The following is a 21,298-nucleotide window of genomic DNA, read 5'->3' on the forward strand; positions in this document are numbered from 1 at the left end:
TCTCACTCGAGGACCTGCACTGCGTCGGCGACGCTCGCGCGCTCGGTGCGGAAGCCGTTGACCGGATCGGCCTCGTCGGCGTAGCCGAGCGAGATCGCGCAGACGACGAGGCGGTCGTCGGGCAGGTCGAAGTACTCCCGGACGTGGCCGGAGTAGACCGCGATCGCCGCCTGCGGGATCGTCGCGACCCCGCGCTCGCGGGCGGCGGTGAGGATGTTCGTGACGTAGGCGCCGCAGTCGATGGCGCCGTACGTGCCCTGCAGCCGATCGGTGGTGATCACCGCGACGTGCGGCGCACCGAAGAACGAGTAGTTCTTCAGCATCTGCGCCTCCTTCGCCTCGGCGTCCTTGCGGCCGATCCCCAGCGCCCCGTAGAGCGCGAACCCGGCCCCGCGGCGCCGCTCCTGGTAGATCCCGCGGTACTCGGCCGGCATCTCCAGGTCGGGGCTCGGCGGATTCGCCTGCACGTGCGCGGTCAGCGACTCCGCGAACCGCTTCGTCGCCGCACCCCGGGTGAGCAGGACCTGCCAGGGCTGGGTGTTGCACCACGACGCCGTCCGCTGCGCGACCGCGAAGATCTCCTCCAGCAGCTCCGGCGCCACCTGCTCGTCCCGGTACGCCCGGCAGCTCCACCGGGAGCTCAACAGTCCCTCGAAGTCCATCACGTCACCTTCCCGAAGTCCGGCGCCCGCCGTTCCCGGTGCGAGGCGAGCCCCTCGCGCACCTCCGGGCCACCGAAGCCGTAGAACTCCAGCGCCAGCGAGTTGTCGAAGATCGCCCCCGCCACCTGCCGGTACCAGTTGTTGAGCGACTGCTTCGTCCACCGGATCGCGCTCGGGGCGCCGCGCGCGAGCTCGTGGGCCACCTCCCGCGCCGAGGAGAGCAGGTCGCCGTCCTCGACGCACAGCGACACCAGTCCGATCCGCTCGGCCTCCTCGCCCGAGAGGGGGCGGCAGGTCATGAGGTAGTACTTCGCCTTGGCCATCCCGCACAGCAGCGGCCAGCAGATCGCGGCGTGGTCGCCGGCGGCGACACCGAGCCGAGTGTGGCCGTCGATGATCTTCGCCGACCGGGTCACCACCGAGACGTCGGCCAGCATTCCGGCGACGAGGCCGGCCCCGACGGCCGGTCCGTGGATCGCGGAGACGATCGGCTTGGAGCAGTCGATGACGTTGTAGACGAGATCGCGGGCCTCGCGCATCGTGCGCGTGCGCGCCTCGAAGTCGGTCGAGAGCTTCTCGACGAGGTCGAACGACCCACCCGCCGAGAACCCCTTGCCCTCGCCGCGCAGCAGCACGACCGCGACGTCCGGGTCGGCGTCGAACTCGCGCCACACCTCGGCCAGTTCCGCGTGCGCGGCCTCGGACACGGCGTTGAGGTTCGGGGCGTCGAGGACGAGCTCGATGACTCCGTCGTCGTCCGGGCCGTCGATCCGCAAGCTCGGGAGCCGCTCGTACCGGCTCACGATGCCGCCCGCATCAGCTCGCGCCCGACGATGAGCTTCTGGATCTCGGAGGTGCCCTCGTAGAGCCGGAGCAGCCGGACGTCGCGGTAGAGCCGCTCGACGGGCATCTCGCGCATGTAGCCGGCGCCGCCGTGGACCTGCACGGCGAGGTCGGCGACGCGACCGGCGGACTCGGTGCAGAACAACTTCGCCGCCGACGGACCGATACGACGGTCGCTGCCGTCGAGGTAACGCGCTGCGGCCTCCCGCGCGCACGCCTTGCCCGCCATGACCAGCGAGGCCTGCTCGGCGAGCATGGCCTGCACGAGCTGCCGCTCTCCCGTCGGTACCCCGCCCTGGCGGTTCACCGCGGAGTAGGCGACGGACTCGTCGAGCGCGCGCTGCGCGAGCCCCATCGCGAGCGCCGAGATGTGCACCCGCCCGCGGGCCAGCACGGACATCGCGGCGCGGAATCCCGTGTCGACCTCCCCGCTGACCAGGGCCTCGGGCCCAACGTGCACGCCGTCGAAGGTCACCTCCGACGACGTCGCCCCGGCCTGGCCCATCTTCTGGTCCTTCGGGCCGATGATGACCCCCGCCGTCGTCGTCGGGACGAGGAAGACCGCGATCCGCCCCTCCGACTCGGGCACGCCACGCACCTTCGCGAAGGTCACCAGCAGGTCCGACAGGGGCGCGTTGGTGATGTAGCGCTTCTGCCCGTCGATCACCCAACCGTCGCCGGTCCAGCGCGCCGTCGCCCGCATACCCGACGGGTCGGACCCCGCCTCGGGCTCGGTCAGCGCGAACGACGCGATACAGCGCCCTTCGGCCATCGGCTCGAGCCAGGTCTTCTTCTGCTCGTCGGTGCCGTAGCCGACCAGGACCTGCCCGGCGATGCCGTTGTTCGTCCCGAACAGCGAGCGGAAGCTCAACGCGGTGTAGCCGAACTCGAAGGCCAGCTCGACGTCCTGGGTGATCACGAGACCCAGCCCGCCGTACTCCTGGGGCAGGGCGTACCCGAACAGCCCCATGTCCGCTGCCGCGGCACGGAGATCCTCGGGAATGGTGTCGGTGTCGGCGATCTCGCGCTCGCGCGGGACCACCGCGTCGCGGACGAACTCCCGGACCTGGTCGCGGACGTGGGCGAAGTCCTGGTCGTCGACGACCTGCGCCGTTGGTGCGCTCACTGCCTGCCTCCCGTGGATCGACGGCCGAGGAAGAGGCCGTCGGGGTCGTACCGACGCAGGGTTCCGACGTCGGAGGTGGTCACCTCGCGCAGGTCACGGACGTCGTCGGCCACCCGCAGCGGCCAGCCGCACCGTGCCCGGGCCGCAGCGATGCGGTCCTCCTGCGGCTCCGGGCCGGGGGCGACCGCGGTCAGCACGAGCTCGCTGTCGCGCTGTTCCAGGACGCCCTGATCGGTCACGACCGCGCGGACCCGGTCGCCCGGGCTGGTCACGTAGTCGGTGTGCTCGACGAAGCGCCGCGGGCTCATCGTGCCGACGACGAGGGTCTCCTCAGCCCCGGTGACGATGTCGTTGGCGCCGCCCGAGCCGACGAGGTGGGTGCCGTCGTCGGTGCGCGTGGTGTTGAGGTTGCCGTGGCGGTCGAGCAGGGCCGCGCCGACACAGGCGATCGCGCGGGTCGTCGGGCTCGTGATGAACGAGCCGAGGATCTGCTCGGTGTCGAGCAGCATCGACGAGGTGGGGAAGTTCGCGAGGCTGAAGGGATACGGGTCGCCCGGAGTCGGGTCATAGCCCCACAGCCCGAGCTCGGCCGCCAGCTCGACCGCACGGCCCGCCTCCCGCGCCATGCCCACCCCTGCCCACGCCCCGAGGTTCGCGAGTCCCGCGCCGGCCAGCACCACGTCGGCTCCTGTCGCCGCGACCCGCTCGGCGACGAGGTCGGCGAACCAGACCGCTGCGCGTTCGGTCGGGGTGGGCTCTTCCGTCGCCGGGACGGGTTCCCGACGGCGGGCCGGTGCGGCCAGGGCCGCCAGCCGGTCGGCGCCGAGCTTGGCCAGGTAGGCGTCGTGGTCGGCCGGCTCTAGGATCCACTCGCGGATCCAGGCGTCGAAGTCCTCGGTGCGGCTCGCGTCGCGGACCTCGATCCAGAACGGGATGTCCTCGGCGTAGCCCTGCACGGGGAGCGCCTGCTCCGCGGGACCGACGGAGACACCGCCTGGATGGGCCCCGAACGGCGCCTCGACGACGGCGAGCAACCGATGGGCCGGGATGCGGACGAATCCCGACCACGGACGGAGGTCGTCGACCACCCGCTCCACCGTCGCGAGCACCCCCCTCCGCGCGGCCAGGGCCCCGACCACACCCTCGAACATCGGTGGCGCGATCGCGAGGTTGCCCTCACGGTCGGCCACGGCGGCATGCAGGATCGCGATGTCCGGTGTCAGGGGCGCCACGAGGCCCACCGCCCCGAACGGTGTGTCGACCTGCGTGTAGGCGTCGTTCTCGACCGACATCGTCGACCCGGCGAGCGACGTCGTCACGGCCGCCGGCGCCCCCGTCGCCGCGGCCCGGAGCCGGGCGACGTAGGTGAGGAACGACCAGTGCTCGACCTCGATCTCCCGGAAGCCCGCTTGGAAGACCGGGTTCGGCGTGAAGACCGGGAAGGAGTCCCCGGAGTACACCGACACCACCTTGCGCAGGCAGCCGGCCCTGACGAGCACCGTGCCGAGCGAGGACAGGCTGGCCATGATCAGCGTGAAGCCGGAGTCGCGACGCCAGTGCTGCCGCGCCAGTTCGCGGACCAGGGCACTCCAGCGACTGTGGCCCATGACCACGTGGATGGCATCGCCCGGACGCACATGGCGTCCGACGGCCTCGTCCAGGCCGCAGAACTCCATCGAACTCCTCCAGGGCATCCCGTTGAACTACGGCTACGAACTCGGAACGTCCTCGGCCGCGCGAGGGAATCTGACCAGGGCCAGGGACACGAGGCTGACGACGGAGGCCGCGGCCACGTATCCGGCGACCGACAGCGGCGTCCCCGTCGAGGCGAGCAGCGCCACCATGATGAACGGCGCGAGTCCGCCACCGGCGATGTTGGCGAACTGGTTGCCGAAGGAGGCCCCGGCGTAGCGCACCTCGGGCGGGAACATCTCGGCGAACATCGACGCGGCCGTCCCGAACATCGCGCCGACGGCGACCTGGGCCACGGACAGGGCGAGCAGGATCAGTCCGAAGTTCGCGCTCTCGATCAGCGGGAAGAGCGCGAAGGCCCAGACCGCGGACAGCGCCGCACCGGCCGCGTACACGGGTCGGCGTCCGACGAGATCGGACAGCCACGCCGCGCCGACCATCGCGACAGCGAACGCCACCATCGAGATCATCGTGGCCGTGAGCACCGTCCCGCGAGGGATCCGCAGCTCGCGCGTGGCGTAGTCGAGGACTCCGGTGACGACGACGTAGAAGGTGACCGAGGCCGCGAGGTACGTACCCGCGGCGAGCAGCATCTGCCGCGGTCGACGGAACACCTCGACGACCGACGACCGCGGACGTCCTCCGTCGGCGGCCAGCGCAGCCTCGGCCCGGCGGAAGCTCGGCGTGTCCTCGATGTAGCGATGCATGTAGTAGGCGATCGGGAACATCAGCACGGTGAGCAGGAAGGGGATGCGCCAGCCCCAGGCCGCGAACTCATCTGCGTTGGTGAGCCCGCTGATCAGGAGGAACATGAGCGTGCCTCCGATCAGTCCGACCGACACGCCGATCTGCGGGAGTGCGGCGTGCAGCCCGCGGCGGTGCGGCGGGGCGTGCTCGAGCGCGAGGAGGGAGACCCCCGCCCACTGGCCGCCGATCGAAATGCCCTGCAGCACCCGCAGGACCGTGAGGAGGATCGGCGCGAGGACTCCGACCGCGGCGTAGGTGGGCAGGAGTCCGATCAGGAGTGTCGCCACCGCCATGAGCAGCAGCGATCCCAGTACCGCCGGCTTCCGGCCGTAGCGATCGCCGATGTGCCCGAAGATCGCTGCCCCGACCGGACGTCCGAGGAAGCCGACCGCGAACGTCGCGAAAGCCGCGAGCACACCGACCACCGGGCTGACCGACGGGAAGAACTGCGTGCCGAAGACGAGCGAGGCCGCAGTCCCGTAGATCAGGAAGTCGTAGTACTCGATCGCCTGCGAGCCGATCGCGGCGGGCAGGACCCGCCGTGACCGGGTGGTCTCCGTGGTGGGTCGCGCGATCGTCTGCGCGTCCTCGTTCAGTGTCATCGCTGCCCTCTCCCGCATCGAACACACCCGATCGACCGGGCATGTTAAATATATTATGCGCAAGGTGAGGGTCTCTCCACAAGGAGGTCCTGGGCGCGGGGACGTGGTCCGGCTCTACCGGGGCACGACTTCGAGGGTGTTGAGCCGGACCGGGTCGGTGGACATCGTCTCCGCGTACGGGCTGTCGGCGTACTTCGCCCGGAACGACACGTCGACCGCCGCGTTGGTCTGCTCGTCCTCGACCGGGACGACCACGAAGGTCACGTCCCGGGCCACGCGGCCGGCTGTGATCCGTCCTCGACCACTCTCGAGGGCCGGGCCGAACCATCCACCCCCGACCCCGTTGAACGAGCGCACGAAGAGGCGGTCGCCGACGGGCACCGACCAGATGTCCACCCACTTCGGGGTGGACCCGTCCGGGAGCGCCGCCGCCAGATGCAGGTACACCTCGGCGTTGATCTCCTCGAGCTCCTCCGAGCTCCAGCTCGACACGGTGTCAGCTCGCAGCGAGGTGCTCGGTGAAGAACGGCACGGCCTCCGCGACGGCCCGCTCGACGTACTTGGGGACGTCGTAGAAGTCCATGTGGGTGCCGCCGTCCACGACGACGAGCTTCTTCTCGCTCCTGGCCCGCGCGTGGATCTCGGTGGAGTGCCACAGCGATCCCGCGTCCGAGCCCGCCACCACGAGCACGGGCTGGGTCAACAGGTCCTCGATCAGGTGGAAGGCGTCCCAAGCGAAGATCTTGGAGATGCTGCGGGTGAAGAGCTTCTTGTTCTGGGCGTTCGGGTGCTGCGCTCGCGGCGTCAGGTAGTAGTCGGAGGCCTGCACCATGTCGTAGGGCGTGTCCGCGTCGGGCTGGGCCGGCACGTAGGGGATGGTGGCCTGCTCGGCGCCCCCGGCCTCGACGGTGCGCTGCTGGGCCGCCGCGTCGAGAGTGGCCACCGCGCCGGAGTCCGGGTCGAGGCCGTACCACCCGCGTCGATAGCCCGAGCCGATGTTGAGAGCCGAGACCACGCCCACCGCGCGGATGCGGTGGTCGGTCATCGTGGCGTTGACCCCGTAGCCGCCGCCCGCGCAGATCCCCCAGACCCCGATCCGGTCCGGGTCGACGTCGTCGCGTCCCTGCAGGTGGTCCACCGCCGCCCGGATGTCCTCGACCCGGGCCGCCGGGTCCTCCAGGAAGTGTGGCTCGCCGCCCGACTCACCCTGGTACGACGCATCGAAGGCCAGCGTCAGGAAGCCCTGCGCGGCCAGCTTCTCCGCGTACAGCCCCGCGGTCTGTTCCTTCACCCCACCGCCGGGATGCACCACGACCAGCGCCGGCAGGCGTGCGCTCCCGTCGGCGTCGTCGGGCCGGAACAGGTTCCCGGCCATCGAGATCGGGCCGTTCCAGAAGGTCACCGGTTCCACGTCTGCTCCTCGCTCGATCACCGCTCCGCCTCCTCCGGCGGCTGGCAACCAGCGTGGACGCCACGCGCGGGCGCCGACAGAGCCCGCGGATCGGGGGGACCGCCAGCCCCTCCCCTCCGGCCGACCCGCGCCCTTACGGTGCGTCCCATGGACCAGGCGCAGCAGATCCGGGAGTTCCTGGCGACGCGTCGGGCGAAGGTGACCCCCGGCCAGGTCGGCCTCCCGGCCGGGTCCCGACGGCGGGTCTCCGGGCTTCGCCGCGAGGAAGTGGCGGCACTGGCCGGGGTCAGTGTCGAGTACTACGTACAGATCGAGCGCGGCCAGGTCCCCGGCGTCTCCGACGAGGTCCTGGCCGCCGTCGCGCAGGCGCTGCGTCTGGACGCGGAGGAGACCGACCATCTGGTCACGCTCGTGCGCGGCCTGAACACGAGACCCGACCCGATACCCGCCCGTCGGCGCAGTCCGCGAGAGCCCCGGGTCCCCGCGGTCGTCGCCGCGCTCATGAACTCGATGGTGAACACACCGGCGGTGGTGCAGAACGGGCGGCTGGACCTGCTCGAGGCGAACCTGCTCGGCCGTGTTCTCTACGGTGACGTCCTCGCCGACTCAGGCGTGGAGCACGCCAACCTGGCGCGCTTCCTGTTCCTCTCACCGCACGCCGAGCAGCTCTTCCCCGCCTGGGAGAACGCCGCCGACGACGCCGTCGCCCTGCTCCACGTCGAGGCCGCACGAGCTCCCCACGATGCTGCGCTCATCGGGCTCGTCGGCGAGCTCGCCACCCGCAGCGACCGGTTCCGAACGCGATGGGCGGCGCACGACGTCCGCGCTCATCGGCGGGGCGTCAAACGCTTCCACCACCGCGAGGTCGGCGAGCTGACCCTGCGCTACGAAGCGCTCGAGATCACCAGCGTTCCCGGCCTGACCCTCATCGGCTACTCCGCCGACCCCGGGAGCCCGACCGAAGAGGCCCTCCGGCTTCTCTCCAGCTGGGCGGCGACGAACTCCGACTCCCCCGCGTCCGAGACGTACACCACCTGACCGCACCGACGGGGCCGAGCCGGGAACGTCGCGTCCTGCGTGTCCTTCTTCGCACGCCCGTAGGGCCCTCCGCATCCAGCCAGGAGACCTCTGTGACTCCCACGAGCCAGGTGAGCTGGAGAACGCCGGAGCGATCGCGTCTTACCCAAACTTCCTGGTCGGCAGAGACCTGGTTCTCACCAACTTCCGCCCCGTGTTCAGCCCCTTAAACGTCGAGGACGTGTCGACAGTCTTGACGTGGGCTCTGGGGAAGGCGGGCGCGCCCGCTGGCTCAACACAGTTGATCGACGCTACGGGTCGCTTAGTCCAGGGAGCCGACTTCGGCACTCTGAGCGACATCAGAGCCGTTGAGGCCGGGTCGCGACCCTCCGTCCTGCGCGCTCCTACGCTCGTCCTCCGGACCGACTCCGGGACGTACGAAGTGGGAATATTGAGCAGCCGTCTCTCACCCAACGTCAGCTCAGCGAACGCGGTCGAGCGCGACCGAATGGTCGCGGCCATCAAGCACTTGCTGGGCTGAGAAATCGACTCACGAGCAGGGCTAGCCGTGGTCAGCCACGAACGCCTCCCGGCCACCCTGTCGCCGCTCGCGGAACCGATCGCCGTCGGGTTCAAGCACTCATTGGCCACCTCCCGGGCGCCTTCGGCTCGCCGTTCCCCTACAAGTACCGTCTTCGCATGCAGACGCTCCTGCTCTCAGCGCCGCGTGCACTCGTCGGCGCGCTCGTCCTGCAGCTTTTCTTTGCACAACTGCGGACGAACTGGCCAGCGAACTACTACGCGTTGTCTGATATTCTCGCCGCCAGCATCTCACGGTCATGGCAGCGATACATCCTTTTCCGTCTCGGACCGGTACTCGTCACCGCTGTACTCGTGGCAGCGACCGGCCCCGACTCAACTGCGGACATCACCCTCTCCACTACTCTTTTCGCCGCACTACACTGCGCATTCACGACAATCCGGAGTTTCACATCCGATATCCGTCGGAGATCGCTCGTTGGTCGCAAGGTCCTTGCGGATCTCGCCGTCACGGTCCTCATATTCGCGACCTGCGCCATCGGTGCACTGCTGAGTCCGGCCATCCGCCAGTACGTCCCCGGGTTCGACAAGTACGTGGAGGTCCTGCTCACCGGCGTGGTCGCGGCCCTGGCCTACGGCTACCTGAGCAGATGGACTGCTGGCGAGCCACCGCCCGATTCCAGAAGCGCACTGCTCGCCGGAGTCCCGGCAACGGTGTTGAAGGCCACCGAGGAGCGAGCGGCTCGGTACAAGGTCGATCAGCATCTCGCACTCTCGGTCCTCGCCGTCGAGTATCGCCAACGACCAGCCTGGATGGCGAGAACTGAGAGGCTGGCTTCATGGACCGGACTCGTCCGCACCTACGGCCCCTTCCAGAACCTGACCGACCGCAGGGCCACCTGGGAACAGTCCGTCGATACCGCTATGCAGAGCCTGGTGGGCGCAGACGTAGTACGACGAGACGGGTGGGTGCTGAACATGCCCAAGGTCCAGGCTCATCTGGAGAAGCTGAATGAGGGCAAGGACTTCCTCGATCACTGCGCACAAGCCCTCAACGTCTTGACGGGCTCCCTGGTCGCGCAGTGCGATTCACCCGGAGTGGACGGAACCCCGCGCATCCGCTGCACCAGATTGTCCCGGGTCGGCTTCGACTGGTTACTCGAAGGCGACGTCTCGGCGGAGGTCGAGCACCTCGGAGGGCTCATCATGAAACCTACCGTCTCGAACTTTTTCCCCGCCATCGTGCCAGATGGCGGACAGGGCGGACGGCGTTACTGGGTCGCGAGCTGCAGCGTGGACGCATTGGCAGTACAGGTTATTGCGCCCTATTCCGACCCGCTCAAGAATCCGGACGTACTGCATTTCTACATGTCCGAGCGTGGCGAGTAGACACCGCGTCGCTCCAACGGAGCCGCTGACGACATGGACCGCTCGCGCCGTCTCTGCTCCATCGGCGTGAACTTCGAGCGCCGAAGATGACCACGTCACCAACTGGCACGGGGCCCGCGACGCCTCCCCACGCCGAGACCGCTTGCGTGGTTCCGCGTCTGCCGCACGGGCATCTACGCCCGTCCTCCGAGGACCGCTTTGGGTACCGCTTATGTCACACCATGGCCGCTCACTAGCCCCAACGGCACAAGATCGCCACGTCCCGATCATGTCGCTGACCAGCACGGACGAGGATGGTGAAGCACGACAGCCGACGTGAATCTTGTTCACTGGGTTCGGGGTTCGAGTCCCTGACGGCGCACCATACTTGCAGGTCAGCGGTTTACGTCGTCGTTTGCGACGTGATCGCTGGTCACTTGAAGGACCGGAAACTCCTGACGAGGCGCGCCGCCGGAGATCGGCTTCCATTGGACGACTGACTCCTAACAGGGTCTCGATCGCCGGTAGGTCCTTGCCCAGGTAGCGGCTTCGGCTGGCCCGGCGGGAGCCGGGCCGGCCACGAGCTTGATCAGAACGGCGCCTCCTGCTCGCCGTCGGCCGCTACCGGCGCTTCGGTCCACGCGTCGCCGCGCTTGGCCTTGGCGACGGTCACCGTCGCCCACTGCAGACTCGCCGCCACGGTCTCGGCGGTCACCTCAAGTCGGGTCAGGGTCTCCCCCGCGCGCTCGCCCTCGGTTGGCGCCCACGATCGGGCCTTGATCGTCCCCAGGACCACGACCCGCGCGCCCTTGGTCAGGGACTCGGCGACGTGCTCGCCCTGCTCACCCCAAGTGGTGACCGGATAGAAGGTGGGCTCGCCGTCGACCCACTCGCCGCCCTCGGTACGCCGGCGGGAGTTGACCGCAACGGTGAAGCGGGCCGCGGCCCGGCCGTTGGGGAGGTACTGCAGCTCGGGGTCGGCGGTGAGGTTGCCGGTGATCTGGATCGGGGTGGACATCGTGGGCCTCCTGCTGGGGCTCGGTGCTGGTGTGACGCGCTCTCGCTCAGCACTGTCCAGAGAGGGCCTGACAGGGCTGGCCGGGGGTTGAGCGCTCCATCGAGCCGGTGGCATCGCCGAAGGCGACCCCGCAGGGCCCGTGTCACCGGCTCGGTGCGGGCAGCTCGTTCATCGGACACGAGCGCAGCGACGCCTCGTCGGGCTGTGCTGACCCTCCGGGGCGACACACCAGGACGCCGGTCCCAGCAGTCGGTCACCGCGTGATCTCCACGGTGTGGGCCACCCGCCCCTCCCGAGCAGCGTTGTAGTCCCGGTCCAGGACGATGCCCTCGACCTCGAGGACCTTGTCCCGCAGCCATGCACCCATCCGCTGGCGCTCGACCGGGTCACCGACGTCGGACACTCCGGGTAACGGGATGACCGGCTCCGACCACGGGGTCCCAGGCGCGTGCTGCACGGCGACGCGCCACGCGTCCCCGACGAGCGCCACGCGCCACCGCTTCGACCGCTGCTCGGCGACGTGCGCCTGATAGGCAGCCGCCGCGACCGCCTGGGCCGCGAGACGCGCAGACCCCGAACGCTCGTCCGAGGCAGCCATTACAAGCAGAGCTGAATAGCGCACTGCGCAAGCGCAGCCGACGCACAAACATCGGCGACGAGTTCACCGTCGGCAGGAGCGAATCTGGACTCGCTGACATACCGATAGGCGACGCGCTCAGGAGGGAGGTTGCCTGCTCGACGCCACCGAGGAGCCCCAGAGGCTGGCCTACTGACGGGGGTCGTTCACGCTTGCCGGCGGGTGAAGGGTGCCAGCTTCGACTAGCTGTACCCGGCGGTCCGGGTCCTCCGAGCGCCTTCTCCGCGACGGTCTCGGGTGATCCGGTCAGCTGGAGGAGGAGAAGCCCAGGGCTTCGCGGCCGCTGTCGCCGTGTTCGCGGCGGCGGGCCATGAACGCTCGAGCGTCGGGATGCCATTGGGCTTGGGTGAGCGCGATGCGATGGGATCGCGGTGTTGAGCTGGCGGTTCCCGGTCCGGGAGAGTCGGTGCCGTTCACGGTTGGACGACCACACCGGCAACGGCACGGTGCCGTTGTGGCGGGCGAAGGCGTCCCGGGAGCGGAACCGGTCCACGCCGCCGGTCTGCCCGATCAGCTTGGCCGCGGTCAGCGGTCCGCATCAGATGATCGCCAGCAGCGAGGGCGCGAGCTCGGCGACCGAGGCCGCGATCTCCTGGTCGAGCTTCCGGATCTCGGCGGTCAGCTTCGCGCAGCACTTGACCAGGTCGCGGGCCTGCCGAGCGATGGTGCCACCGACCCCGTCGAGGCGGGCGCGTATCTGGTTCCAGGTCGCGGGCCGGTCCAGCGAACGAGCCTTGGGCTCCCAGCTCGGTCGAGCTCGTGCAGGTGCCAGCGCCAGCTCGACAATCCTCAGAGACCACCGAGAAGCGAGCGCCATCCGCGCCTGATGCAACGGCTGAGAAACGCTCCCGCCATACCGTTCGCCCTCCCTACCAAAGGAGGACCATCGTGGGACGCGTTGAGGGAAAGGTTGCACTGATCACCGGAGCCGCGCGCAATCAGGGGCGCAGCCATGCGCTGCGCCTCGCCGAAGAGGGCGCGGACATCATCGCCGTGGACATCTGCGAACCGGTGGAGAGCATCCATCTGTACCCGGGAGCCACCGACCAAGATCTCGCCGAGACCGCGAAGCTCGTCGAGGAGCTAGATCGCCGAATCGTCACCGCGAAAGTCGACGTGCGCGACTCCGACGCACTTCGCGCTGCTGTCGCGGCCGGGGTGTCTGAGCTCGGGCGGTTGGACATAGTAAGTGTGAACGCTGGCATCTTCGAGATCTCCCCGGCCCTCGAGCTGGGCGACGCCGACTGGCGCGAGATGATCGATGTCAACCTCACCGGCGTCTGGAACAGTTGTCGGGTGGCCCTGCCTCACATCATCGAGGGCGGTCGCGGCGGATCGATCACCATCACCAGTTCGACGTGCGGCCTGACCGGCGTGCCGAACACCGTGCATTACACAGCTGCGAAACACGGCGTCGTTGGGATCATGCGCGCGCTGGCCGCTGAGTTCGCGCCGAACTCCATTCGAGTGAACACCATTCATCCGACATACGTGGACACGGTGATGATTCAGAACGACAAGACCTACAAACTGTTCGACCCGGAGAACCCTGTACCGACAAAGGAGACAACGGCACCGATCTTTCAGTCGACCAATGCACTGCCGATCCCATGGATCGAGTCACTCGACATCTCGAACGCGTTGCTGTTCCTCGCTTCGGAGGAGGCTCGCTACATCACCGGGGTCGCCTTGCCCGTTGACGCAGGATTCATGGTGAAATGACCTGACCGCGACCCGCCCGTCCCGCCCTGGGGCGGGCGGGCTCGTTCTCAAGCGAGAAGCACCACCGCGCGCTGGCGTGGCGCTCGACCGGCCACCTTGAGCGGGCAGAAGGCGACGGTCGAGCCCGGTGAGCGCCAGGGGCTCGAAGTTCGTCATCTGCTGGACGATGAACGCCACCGGTCGCGCACCGCGAAGTGCCCCCAGACCTCTTTCGGCCGCAAGCCTCCCGGAACGCATCACGCATCACCTGTATCGGTCGGTTCCAGTCCAGCGCGTCCGCATTGAGGATCCGCGCGCCCTGCGCGGTTGAGGACGCGGGTGTCGCCGCCTTTCATGCCCCGAGTACTCGTGGTGCTCGAAAACCGACATCGTGTACCGCTCCCGCCCGGTGCGGATCATTACGGAGCCGCCCTCTTCGGTCTATCGATCGGCGCCTCGGTCGCCTCCAGCTGGTCGATCAATATTGCCGCGCCAGGCTCGATCTCCCGATTGTCGAGCAGCATCATGCCTGGGCCGGAACGGCAGCTCCAGCATGATGCCCCGCGCCGCGCGGAACGGGCTTCCCCTCGACCACAACCGCTCGGGTGCAGCAGGGAGTCGGGGAGTCCACGTACGTCCGCACTGGTACTTCATATCGGAGTGCGCCCTGCCGTACGAGCTCAGATGTGGATCTCGCGACCACTGCCTCAAGCGCCTTGACCTAATCACGCACCAGCGCTCTGTCCTCCGGGTCCATGATGCTCCCGTGAGGTCGACAAGCTTGAGCATCGGCACTCCTCCAAGAGTAAGCCAGAGACGTGCAATAAGGTTCCGGAGCGGACTTAATCGGTGTCGGCTCCGAAAGGCCGGATCAGCTAGTACTACAGCCGGATTTTGAGGGGCTGGGTGCGGGTTTCGTAGTGGCAGCGGCGGGCTCGGGCTTGGTGGCGTCGACGCCAGTGTGGCCAGCTCAGCACGGTGATGGCGGTGTGAAGGGGCGTCCAGATCAGGGCGTTGAGCAGGCGGCGGATCTCGGCCACCGATAGCGGCATCAGCTCGCCGATCGCTGTTGCCCCGCCCCAGGTGCTCCAGGTCCCCCTTTTTCCCGGGGCCGGGTGCCGGCTCGGGTGATCGTCAGGAAGGCGTGGGCGAGCATCGCCAGGGTGATGTGGCGATACCAACCGCCGTAGCGGCGGACCTTGTAGTGATCGAGCCCGACCTCGTTCTTCGCGCTCTGGAAGGTCTCCTCGATCGCCCAGCGGACCCCGGCGATCCGGGCGAGCTCACGCAGCGGGGTCCGCGCCGGGGCGGCCGCGAGGTAGTAAACCAGGTCGGTCGGGTCGGACATGCTGCGCCGGGCGAGCAGCCAGTGCTCGGGTTCGCCGCGGTGCTCGGGTAGTGGCCGGACCCGGGCGCGGGCCCACTGATAGGTCCGTGGGCCCTTCGCGCCGGCACCGACAGTGATCGTGGTCCAACATCGCGCGTCCAGCCCGGCGACCGCGGCGTCGATCCGCCCTTCGGCGCCCAGTGCTCCGCCGGCGGGGTGGACGTGCTGGTTGGACGGCACCGCGAGCACGTAGGACAGGCCGCGCTCGAGGACGGCGCGACGCAGCGCGCTGACCTGGCCGTACACTTCGTCGCCGGTCACCCACGCCGCCTGCACGCCCGCTGCGGCCGCCCGGTCGATCATCGCCGTCGCCAACTCCGGTTTGGTCGCGAACTCCACCTCGGCGCCGATCCCGGCCTCGGTGCAGCGCTGCGGGTCCTCGGTCCAGGACTTCGGGAGGTAGAGCTCGCGGTCGAGCAGGGTCCGCCCGCCGGGGTGGCATAAGCCAGGAACACCCCGATCTGGCAGTTCTCGATCCGACCCGCGGTCCCGGAGTACTGCCGCTGCACCCCGGCGGACTTCAGACCCTTCTTCGGGAACCCGGTGTCATCGACGACCAGGACCCCTGCGGGGTCGCCGAGGGTCTCGGCGACCCAGACCCGCAGGTCATCACGCAGCAGGTCGGGATCCTAGTCCGCGCCGGTGAGCAGCCACTGCACCGAGTCCGGGGACCGGGCCCCGGTCGCCTCCGAGATCGTCCAAACCGTTCTTATGCTCCAACGGCGCCATCAACGACCGGACATACCCCGCCTCCCGCGCTCGCGGCTCACGCCGCCCGAACCGCGGATACAGCAGCGCCTCGACCTGCGAGAACTCCTCCGCCCACGCCGCCACCTCGGCGACACCGACATCGTCGCCCACCCACCAGACAAGATCTCATCCGGCCGGCCCGGCCAAGGCGACACGCCGCACCAGCCCCTCAAAATCCGGCTGTAGTACTAGGCCCGCCGCGCAGCGTATTCAGGGGTCCGTCGAGTCTTGGCAGCACTCTGGTCAAGAACGCTGCGTTGCCCTCGACGAATTGTCCGGGGCGGGCGCGACCTCGTGGTCGGATAAGACGCGGCGACTTGCGTTTGAGTGGCCAGGAATTTTTGCGCGGCGGGACTCCATGGCGGCGCACGCGATGTCGACCGCCGCGACGGACTCGGCGAAGACGAGCGCGATCAAGCGGCACTTCGCTGGCTCTTCCGATTCCGGAGTGCAGCCGAGGGTGTGACCGACCCCGGAGCTGGGGTCGTGTCGCTGCGGTGAGGCGGGCCCCGAGAAGTTGATGATGGCGGTTCCTACGCCAACCGTCGTCAACATCCCGGGGAGGGACCCGATGCCGCAGCCTACGACCCTGCCTGCCCAGATCGTGGCCGACACGATCATCCGCACCGTCGAGCTCGGAATGTCATCGTCGCGTATCTAGGAGGTTGGCAGCGGCCGCAGCGGCAACCTCACTCTTGCCGCGAGGTCCGTGCCGCACTCTCCATGGGCAGATACTATCCCCTCTTCGGTGGCCGGATGAGAGGCCCGGATCAGAACCCGACCGCGTCCGCACCCTTGAGCTGCAGGATCGCCCTGGCGTCGTTGGCCGTCGCGATCCCGAACCCGAGGTCCGCGAGGATGCCGCCGATCTTCTCGACCTGTTCGCGATTGGACTCCGCAAGTTGTCGGCGCCCGATATAGAGACTGTCCTCGAGCCCCACCCGCACGTTGCCACCCATGGCGGCGCTCATCGTGCAGAAGGGTATCTGGTGACGACCGGCGGCGAAAACCGAGAAAACGTAAGCCTTACCGAAAAGCTTGTCCGCGGTCTGCTTCATGTGCGCCAGGTGAGCGGCGTCCGCGCCGATCCCACCGCGTACGCCGAAGATGAGCTGCAGGAAGAAGGGGGGCCGCACCAAGCCGCGCTCCACGAAGTGCGCGAGTGTGTAGAGATGACCGACGTCGTAGCACTCGAACTCGAAGCGCGTTCCGTGCGCCTCGCCCAGGTCACGAAGAATGCGTTCGATGTCGCGGAACGTGTTCTTGAAGATGATGTCGTCGCTACCCCGGACGAACTTCTCCTCCCAGTCGTACTTCCAGATCGAGTAGTGGTCGGCCATCTGCGAGAAGTTGAAGTTCATCGACCCGAGGTTCAGGGAACAAAGCTCGGGCTTCATCGCCAGGGGAGCGGCCAGTCGATCATCGAGGGACATGGTCACGCTGCCGCCGGTGGTGATGTTGATGACCGCGTCGCAGTTGGCCCGGATCTCGGGGAGGAACTTCGCGAAGACGGCCGGGTCCGGGGTGGGGCGACCAGTTTCCGGATCGCGCGCGTGGAGATGGACGATCGCTGCGCCGGCGGCGTGCGCCTCGAGGCTCGCGGTCGCGATCTCTGTGGGCGTGACAGGGAGAGCCGGCGACATGGTCGGTGTGTGCACCGCGCCGGTCACTGCACACGTGATGATGGCGTTGCGGGGGCTTGGCTGTGTCATGCGGGCTCCTCGCTCGGGATCGGCGCAGGACCTCCGTTGAACGCTTCGCGCAGGAGATCGTTGGAAGCCTCGGAGGTGAGATTGACAGATAACGCGGTCACCGAGACGTGTCCTGCCGCGGCCGCGTAGAGGTCCGTGTCGGGCGCGGGATTGCCGGCGTCGTAGGTGATCTTGATCCAATCGACTGGGATGTTGCGGCCGTCCCGGCTCGACGAGGGCGTGAAGGTGCCGGGCGGGCGCGCTCCCTGCGTCGTCACCACACCTCAGAATGGCTCGACAGCCAACAGCGGATAGTCGGTGTAACCGCGGGCGTCGCCCCCGTAGAAGGTGTCGCGGTCGTAGGGGTTGAGTGGCGATCCGGCAGCGAAGCGGGCAGGCAGGTCTGGATTGGCGAGGAACAGCCGACCGAACGCTACGAGATCGGCGTTTCCGGCGCGCAGCACGGACTCCGCGGACTCCCGGTTGTACGCGCCCGCCGTGATCATTGTTCCAGGGAAGTACGGGCGGAGCTCGTCGACACCTAGTCCCTCCGGAGCTCGGTCGACGGTCTCGACGCCCGCGATACGGGGCTCGATGATGTGCAGATACCCGATCCCGTAGCGGGACAGCTGACTGGCGACGTGCCGAAACAGGCTTTGCGGATCCGAGTCGAAGATGCCGTTGTAGGTCCCGCACGGGGATAGCCGCACGCCGACCCGATCGCGCCCCCAGATCTCGGTCACCGCGCGGACCACGTCGAACAGGAATCGCGAGCGGTTCTCGATCGACCCGCCGTAGTCGTCGGTGCGGTGGTTGGCGCCGTCCTGGAGGAACTGGTCGATGATGTAGCCGTTGGCGCCGTGAAGCTCCACGCCGTCGAAGCCCGCGTCCATGGCGTTGCGGGCGCCCTTGCCGAACTGGTCGACGATCTCTGGAATCTCGTCGGTCTCCAGCGCCCGCGGTTCGGCACACGGCCTTGGGCCGTCGAGGGTGAATGCCAGGCCGTCGGCAGGGACGGCGCTGGGTCCGATCGGCTGACCACCGTCCGGCTGCAGAAGCGGGTGCGAGATGCGCCCGGAGTGCCACAGTTGAAGGAAGATTCGGCCGCCGCGGGCGTGCACCGCCTCGGTGACCCGCCGCCAGCCCTCGATCTGCTCGGGCGAGTGGATGCCAGGAGTGCTGTGATAGCCCATTCCCTCCGGGGCGACCTGGGACGCCTCCGCAAGGACGAATGCGGCGGAGGCCCGCTGCGCGTAGTACTCGACGTTCAGGTCCGTCGGTACCCAGCCGTCACCGGCCCGCATCCTGGTCAGCGGGGCCATCACGATGCGATGCGGCAGATCGTAGGGGCCGAGCTTCACCGGCGAGAACAGCTTTAGATCCTGGCTCATGTCGCCCTCTCCTGTTCGAACGGTCGGGGTACGGGTCGGGCCAGGCTGTGCCCGGCCCGCCCCGAGTCAGTGGGTCAGACCACCGAGAACCCCTCGTACCCGCGCTCGGCCACCTCGGCACAGTGCTGCCGGTAGGGGCCGACACCGCCCAGGTACGGCATGAACACCCGCGGCTTGCCCGGCACGTTCGCGCCCATGTACCAGGAGTTCGCCTTCGGAAATAGAGTCGCGGCGGCGGTCTCGTTGACGTGCTCTACCCATCCGTCCTCGGCCGTGCGTGTGGCCTCGATGCCTGCCGCTCCGACCTCCTCCAGATGCCCGATGCAGTCCCGGATCCATTCGACGTGCTGTTCGATCGAGACCGGCATGTTGCTCATCACCGACGGGCTGCCCGGACCGGTGATCATGAACATGTTCGGGAAACCGGCCGAGGCCACGCCCAGGTAGGTACGTGGTCCGGCCGCCCACTTCTCCTTTAGCCGCTCGCCGCCCCGGCCCTTGATATCAATCTTGCCCAGGGCGCCGGTCAGGCCGTCGAAACCGGTCGCGAACACGATCGCGTCGACCTCGATCTCGCGGGCGCCGACCCGAATCCCCGTTGCGGTGACCTCATGCAGCGGCTCCTCGCGCAGCGACACTAGCTCCACGTTGTCGCGGTTGTAGGTCTCGAAGTAGTTGGTGTCGAGCACCACGCGCTTGGTACCGATCGGGTAGTCGCGTGGCTGTAGCCTCGCCACTGTCTCGGGATCATCCACGACTTCGGCGATCTTCTCCCGCACGAAATCCGCCACGACGGCGTTGGCCTTCTCGTCGACGAGCACGTCGCCGTAGCCAGCGAAAACGAGCTCGAACCCGCCGGCCTCCCACGCCTCCTCGAACTGTTCGCGGGCAACGTCCGGGTCGATGTCGAGCAGGTTGCCTTCGCGCAGATCGAAAGGAAAGCCAGCGAACGAGTGCCGAGTGAAGTCCCGGATCTGACCGATAGAACCCTTGATCTCGCTTGCCCGCCTCTCTCCGAGCACGTAGTTGCGGGCCGGGATGGCGAAGTTCGGGGTGCGCTGCAGGACGGTCAACTGCGCGGCCTGCTCGGCGATCACCGGGATGGTCTGCATGCCGCTGGACCCGGTGCCGACGACCGCGACGCGCTTGCCGGTGAGGTCCACCCCCTCGTGCGGCCAGCTACCGGTGTGGTAGCAGTCGCCAGTGAATCGGTCGAGGCCGTCGACCGCAGGGACCTGCGCCGCAGATAGGCAACCTACCGCCGTCACGAGGTAGCGGGCCCGGACCTCGTCGCCGCCGTCTGTGCGCACCGTCCAGGTCCCGGTCGCCTCGTCGAGGACGGCCGATTCCACGCGGGTCTGGAAGCGGATCGACGACCGGAGGTCGAAGCGGTCCGCCACATGGTTGAGGTAGGCAAGGATCTCGGGCTGCTCGGGGTAACGGCAGCTCCAGTCCCACTCCTGCTCGAGCGACTTGTCGAAGGTGTAGGCGTAGCACCAGCTCTCGGAGTCGCAGCGGGCGCCCGGGTACCGGTTCCAGAACCAGGTCCCGCCGACGTCCGTGCCGGCCTCCAGGGCCAGCGTCGACAGGCCCAGCTCCCGGAGGCTATAGATCATGTAGAGACCGGAGACACCGGCACCGATCACGACGGCGTCGACGGTGGCGGGGACCTCGGAGGCGTTCACTGACACATCGGCTCCTTCTTCGACGTTGGGCGGATTCATGCGGAGACGCGCACGCGGACGGCCTCGGCCACCTCGGCATGCAGGTCGCGGCCCAGGTCGCTGACCCCGGCCAGCCAATAGATGGCGTGAATGGCCCCGGCGTAGTCGCTGTGGGTCACCTCGACGCCGGCCGCGGCGAGCCTCTGGGCGTAGGCGCGACCTTCATCGCGCAGCGGGTCGAACTCGCAGGTGACCACAATCGCAGGCGGCAAGCCGGCGAGGTCCTCGGCCAGCAGCGGTGACGCATAGGGTTCCGTGCTTTGTTCCGGGTCCGACAAGTAGTGGTCCCAGAACCACTCCATGCTGCCCCGAGTGAGCAGGTAGCCGTCCGCGTTGTCCGAGTAGGACGCGAACTCGGTGCCGCGCGCCGGGGCAGTCACCGGGTAGAGCAGTACCTGGAAGGCGATCGAGGGCCCTCCACGGTCCCGCGACATCAGGGCGACGACGGCGGCGAGGTTGCCGCCGGCGGAGTCGCCGGCGACCACGATCTGCGAAGGATCGCCGCCCAGCTCCGAGGCTTTGGTCGCGATCCAGGCGAACGCGGCGTAGCAGTCCTCGACGGGCCCGGGGTAGGGCGTCTCCGGGCTCTTGCGGTATTGCACCGACACCACGACGACGTGCGCGCCGGCGGAGAGCGAGCGGCACGGCTTGTCCGCCACCGCAAGATCACCGACCACCCAGCCACCACCGTGGAAATACACGAGGACGGGTAGGTCGGTGCCAGGAGCAGGATGGTAGACCCGGGCGGGGATCTCGCCTGCCGCGCCGGGCACGAGGATGTCGCGGACCTCGGCGACGTCCTCGGGCTCGCCCTCCAGGTCGGCGAACGCCGCCACGGCCTCGCGGGCCTGCAGCACCGTCATCTGGTCGAACGGAGGGACGCCTGCCTCTTCGAACTGGCCGAGGAGCTCCTTGAGCTGGGGATGCAGCGCCATCGTCACTCTCCTTTGTCTGTCGTGCTTGGGCTGTTGGCTTCCGAGCGAACGGGTCT

19 protein-coding genes and 1 pseudogene are annotated in these 21,298 nt (G+C 68.4%); 3 read left to right on the top strand and 17 right to left on the bottom strand.

The annotated features are described in order from the left end of the window. Window positions 1-2: 2 nt before the first annotated feature. The 7 genes from WCD74_RS22040 to WCD74_RS22070 form a co-directional block, all read right to left on the bottom strand. Window positions 3-662 (bottom strand): nitroreductase, encoded by a 660-nt coding sequence (locus WCD74_RS22040; protein WP_337697035.1) that lies wholly within the window; start codon window positions 660-662, stop codon window positions 3-5. Beyond that, entirely contained in the window at window positions 662-1,465 is an 804-nt protein-coding gene (locus WCD74_RS22045; protein ID WP_337697036.1) for an enoyl-CoA hydratase/isomerase family protein, read from the bottom strand. The genes WCD74_RS22040 and WCD74_RS22045 overlap by 1 nt, the downstream gene beginning before the upstream one ends. Next, window positions 1,462-2,631, bottom strand: a complete 1,170-nt coding sequence (locus WCD74_RS22050; RefSeq protein WP_337697037.1) for an acyl-CoA dehydrogenase family protein — start codon at window positions 2,629-2,631, stop codon at window positions 1,462-1,464. The genes WCD74_RS22045 and WCD74_RS22050 overlap by 4 nt, the downstream gene beginning before the upstream one ends. Beyond that, complete coding sequence (locus tag WCD74_RS22055) at window positions 2,628-4,307, bottom strand: CoA-transferase (protein WP_337697038.1); 1,680 nt, start codon at window positions 4,305-4,307, stop codon at window positions 2,628-2,630. Before WCD74_RS22055 ends, WCD74_RS22050 begins: the two co-directional genes overlap by 4 nt. Window positions 4,308-4,340: 33 nt before the next feature. Next, window positions 4,341-5,672, bottom strand: coding sequence for an MFS transporter (locus tag WCD74_RS22060; RefSeq protein WP_337697039.1), 1,332 nt, complete (start codon window positions 5,670-5,672; stop codon window positions 4,341-4,343). A 114-nt stretch (window positions 5,673-5,786) separates the two neighbouring features. Next, entirely contained in the window at window positions 5,787-6,164 is a 378-nt protein-coding gene (locus WCD74_RS22065) for a DUF2255 family protein (RefSeq protein WP_337697040.1), read from the bottom strand. A gap of 4 nt (window positions 6,165-6,168) precedes the next feature. Further along, window positions 6,169-7,083, bottom strand: a complete 915-nt coding sequence (locus WCD74_RS22070) for an alpha/beta hydrolase (protein ID WP_337697041.1) — start codon at window positions 7,081-7,083, stop codon at window positions 6,169-6,171. 147 nt (window positions 7,084-7,230) lie between these two features. On the opposite strand from WCD74_RS22070, the gene WCD74_RS22075 reads away from it, so the two are divergent. Continuing rightward, a complete protein-coding gene (locus WCD74_RS22075; protein WP_337697042.1) occupies window positions 7,231-8,121 on the top strand; it encodes a helix-turn-helix domain-containing protein in 891 nt (296 codons plus the stop codon). A gap of 678 nt (window positions 8,122-8,799) precedes the next feature. Then, complete coding sequence (locus WCD74_RS22080; RefSeq protein ID WP_337697043.1) at window positions 8,800-10,029, top strand: hypothetical protein; 1,230 nt, start codon at window positions 8,800-8,802, stop codon at window positions 10,027-10,029. 568 nt (window positions 10,030-10,597) lie between these two features. Here the strand turns inward: WCD74_RS22080 and ssb are convergent. The 4 genes from ssb to WCD74_RS22095 form a co-directional block, all read right to left on the bottom strand. Then, window positions 10,598-11,026: a single-stranded DNA-binding protein gene (gene ssb, locus WCD74_RS22085; RefSeq protein WP_337697044.1), complete on the bottom strand. Its 429-nt coding sequence runs from the start codon at window positions 11,024-11,026 to the stop codon at window positions 10,598-10,600. Between the two features lie 253 nt (window positions 11,027-11,279). Next, the gene (locus WCD74_RS22090; protein ID WP_337697045.1) at window positions 11,280-11,429 is read right to left on the bottom strand and encodes a hypothetical protein; all 150 of its coding nucleotides are present in this window, start codon (window positions 11,427-11,429) and stop codon (window positions 11,280-11,282) included. After that, window positions 11,413-12,192, bottom strand: a complete 780-nt coding sequence (locus WCD74_RS29980) for a transposase (protein ID WP_373696115.1) — start codon at window positions 12,190-12,192, stop codon at window positions 11,413-11,415. The genes WCD74_RS22090 and WCD74_RS29980 overlap by 17 nt, the downstream gene beginning before the upstream one ends. Window positions 12,193-12,201: 9 nt before the next feature. Continuing rightward, entirely contained in the window at window positions 12,202-12,480 is a 279-nt protein-coding gene (locus WCD74_RS22095) for a hypothetical protein (RefSeq protein WP_337697046.1), read from the bottom strand. 71 nt (window positions 12,481-12,551) lie between these two features. Here WCD74_RS22095 and WCD74_RS22100 point away from each other — a divergent pair, with 71 nt between their 5' ends. After that, window positions 12,552-13,385, top strand: a complete 834-nt coding sequence (locus WCD74_RS22100; protein WP_337697047.1) for a mycofactocin-coupled SDR family oxidoreductase — start codon at window positions 12,552-12,554, stop codon at window positions 13,383-13,385. 1,030 nt (window positions 13,386-14,415) lie between these two features. Here the strand turns inward: WCD74_RS22100 and WCD74_RS22105 are convergent. The 6 genes and pseudogenes from WCD74_RS22105 to lipP1 form a co-directional block, all read right to left on the bottom strand. Continuing rightward, window positions 14,416-15,612 (bottom strand): annotated as a pseudogene (locus WCD74_RS22105) (IS701 family transposase). 659 nt (window positions 15,613-16,271) lie between these two features. Further along, entirely contained in the window at window positions 16,272-17,213 is a 942-nt protein-coding gene (gene kce / locus WCD74_RS22110; RefSeq protein WP_337697048.1) for a 3,5-dioxohexanoate:acetyl-CoA acetone transferase, read from the bottom strand. Next, complete coding sequence (locus WCD74_RS22115) at window positions 17,210-17,470, bottom strand: hypothetical protein (RefSeq protein ID WP_337697049.1); 261 nt, start codon at window positions 17,468-17,470, stop codon at window positions 17,210-17,212. Before WCD74_RS22115 ends, kce begins: the two co-directional genes overlap by 4 nt. A gap of 6 nt (window positions 17,471-17,476) precedes the next feature. Beyond that, complete coding sequence (locus WCD74_RS22120) at window positions 17,477-18,583, bottom strand: alkene reductase (RefSeq protein ID WP_337697050.1); 1,107 nt, start codon at window positions 18,581-18,583, stop codon at window positions 17,477-17,479. Between the two features lie 74 nt (window positions 18,584-18,657). Beyond that, window positions 18,658-20,268: a flavin-containing monooxygenase gene (locus WCD74_RS22125; RefSeq protein ID WP_337697051.1), complete on the bottom strand. Its 1,611-nt coding sequence runs from the start codon at window positions 20,266-20,268 to the stop codon at window positions 18,658-18,660. A 35-nt stretch (window positions 20,269-20,303) separates the two neighbouring features. Continuing rightward, entirely contained in the window at window positions 20,304-21,242 is a 939-nt protein-coding gene (lipP1, locus tag WCD74_RS22130) for a LipP1 family hormone-sensitive lipase (RefSeq protein ID WP_337697052.1), read from the bottom strand. Window positions 21,243-21,298 lie beyond the last annotated feature (56 nt).

The organism is Actinomycetospora aurantiaca (assembly GCF_037401875.1).
GTDB lineage: Bacteria > Actinomycetota > Actinomycetes > Mycobacteriales > Pseudonocardiaceae > Actinomycetospora > Actinomycetospora aurantiaca.

Coding starts and splice junctions, on each gene's coding strand:
- WCD74_RS22055 (WP_337697038.1), bottom strand. CDS start 4,307: ATGGAGTTCTGCGGCCTGGACGAGGCCGTCGGACGCCATGTGCGTCCG.
- WCD74_RS22120 (WP_337697050.1), bottom strand. CDS start 18,583: ATGAGCCAGGATCTAAAGCTGTTCTCGCCGGTGAAGCTCGGCCCCTAC.
- WCD74_RS22040 (WP_337697035.1), bottom strand. CDS start 662: ATGGACTTCGAGGGACTGTTGAGCTCCCGGTGGAGCTGCCGGGCGTAC.
- lipP1 (WP_337697052.1), bottom strand. CDS start 21,242: ATGGCGCTGCATCCCCAGCTCAAGGAGCTCCTCGGCCAGTTCGAAGAG.
- kce (WP_337697048.1), bottom strand. CDS start 17,213: ATGACACAGCCAAGCCCCCGCAACGCCATCATCACGTGTGCAGTGACC.
- WCD74_RS22095 (WP_337697046.1), bottom strand. CDS start 12,480: ATGGCGCTCGCTTCTCGGTGGTCTCTGAGGATTGTCGAGCTGGCGCTG.
- WCD74_RS22080 (WP_337697043.1), top strand. CDS start 8,800: ATGCAGACGCTCCTGCTCTCAGCGCCGCGTGCACTCGTCGGCGCGCTC.
- WCD74_RS22075 (WP_337697042.1), top strand. CDS start 7,231: ATGGACCAGGCGCAGCAGATCCGGGAGTTCCTGGCGACGCGTCGGGCG.
- ssb (WP_337697044.1), bottom strand. CDS start 11,026: ATGTCCACCCCGATCCAGATCACCGGCAACCTCACCGCCGACCCCGAG.
- WCD74_RS22060 (WP_337697039.1), bottom strand. CDS start 5,672: ATGACACTGAACGAGGACGCGCAGACGATCGCGCGACCCACCACGGAG.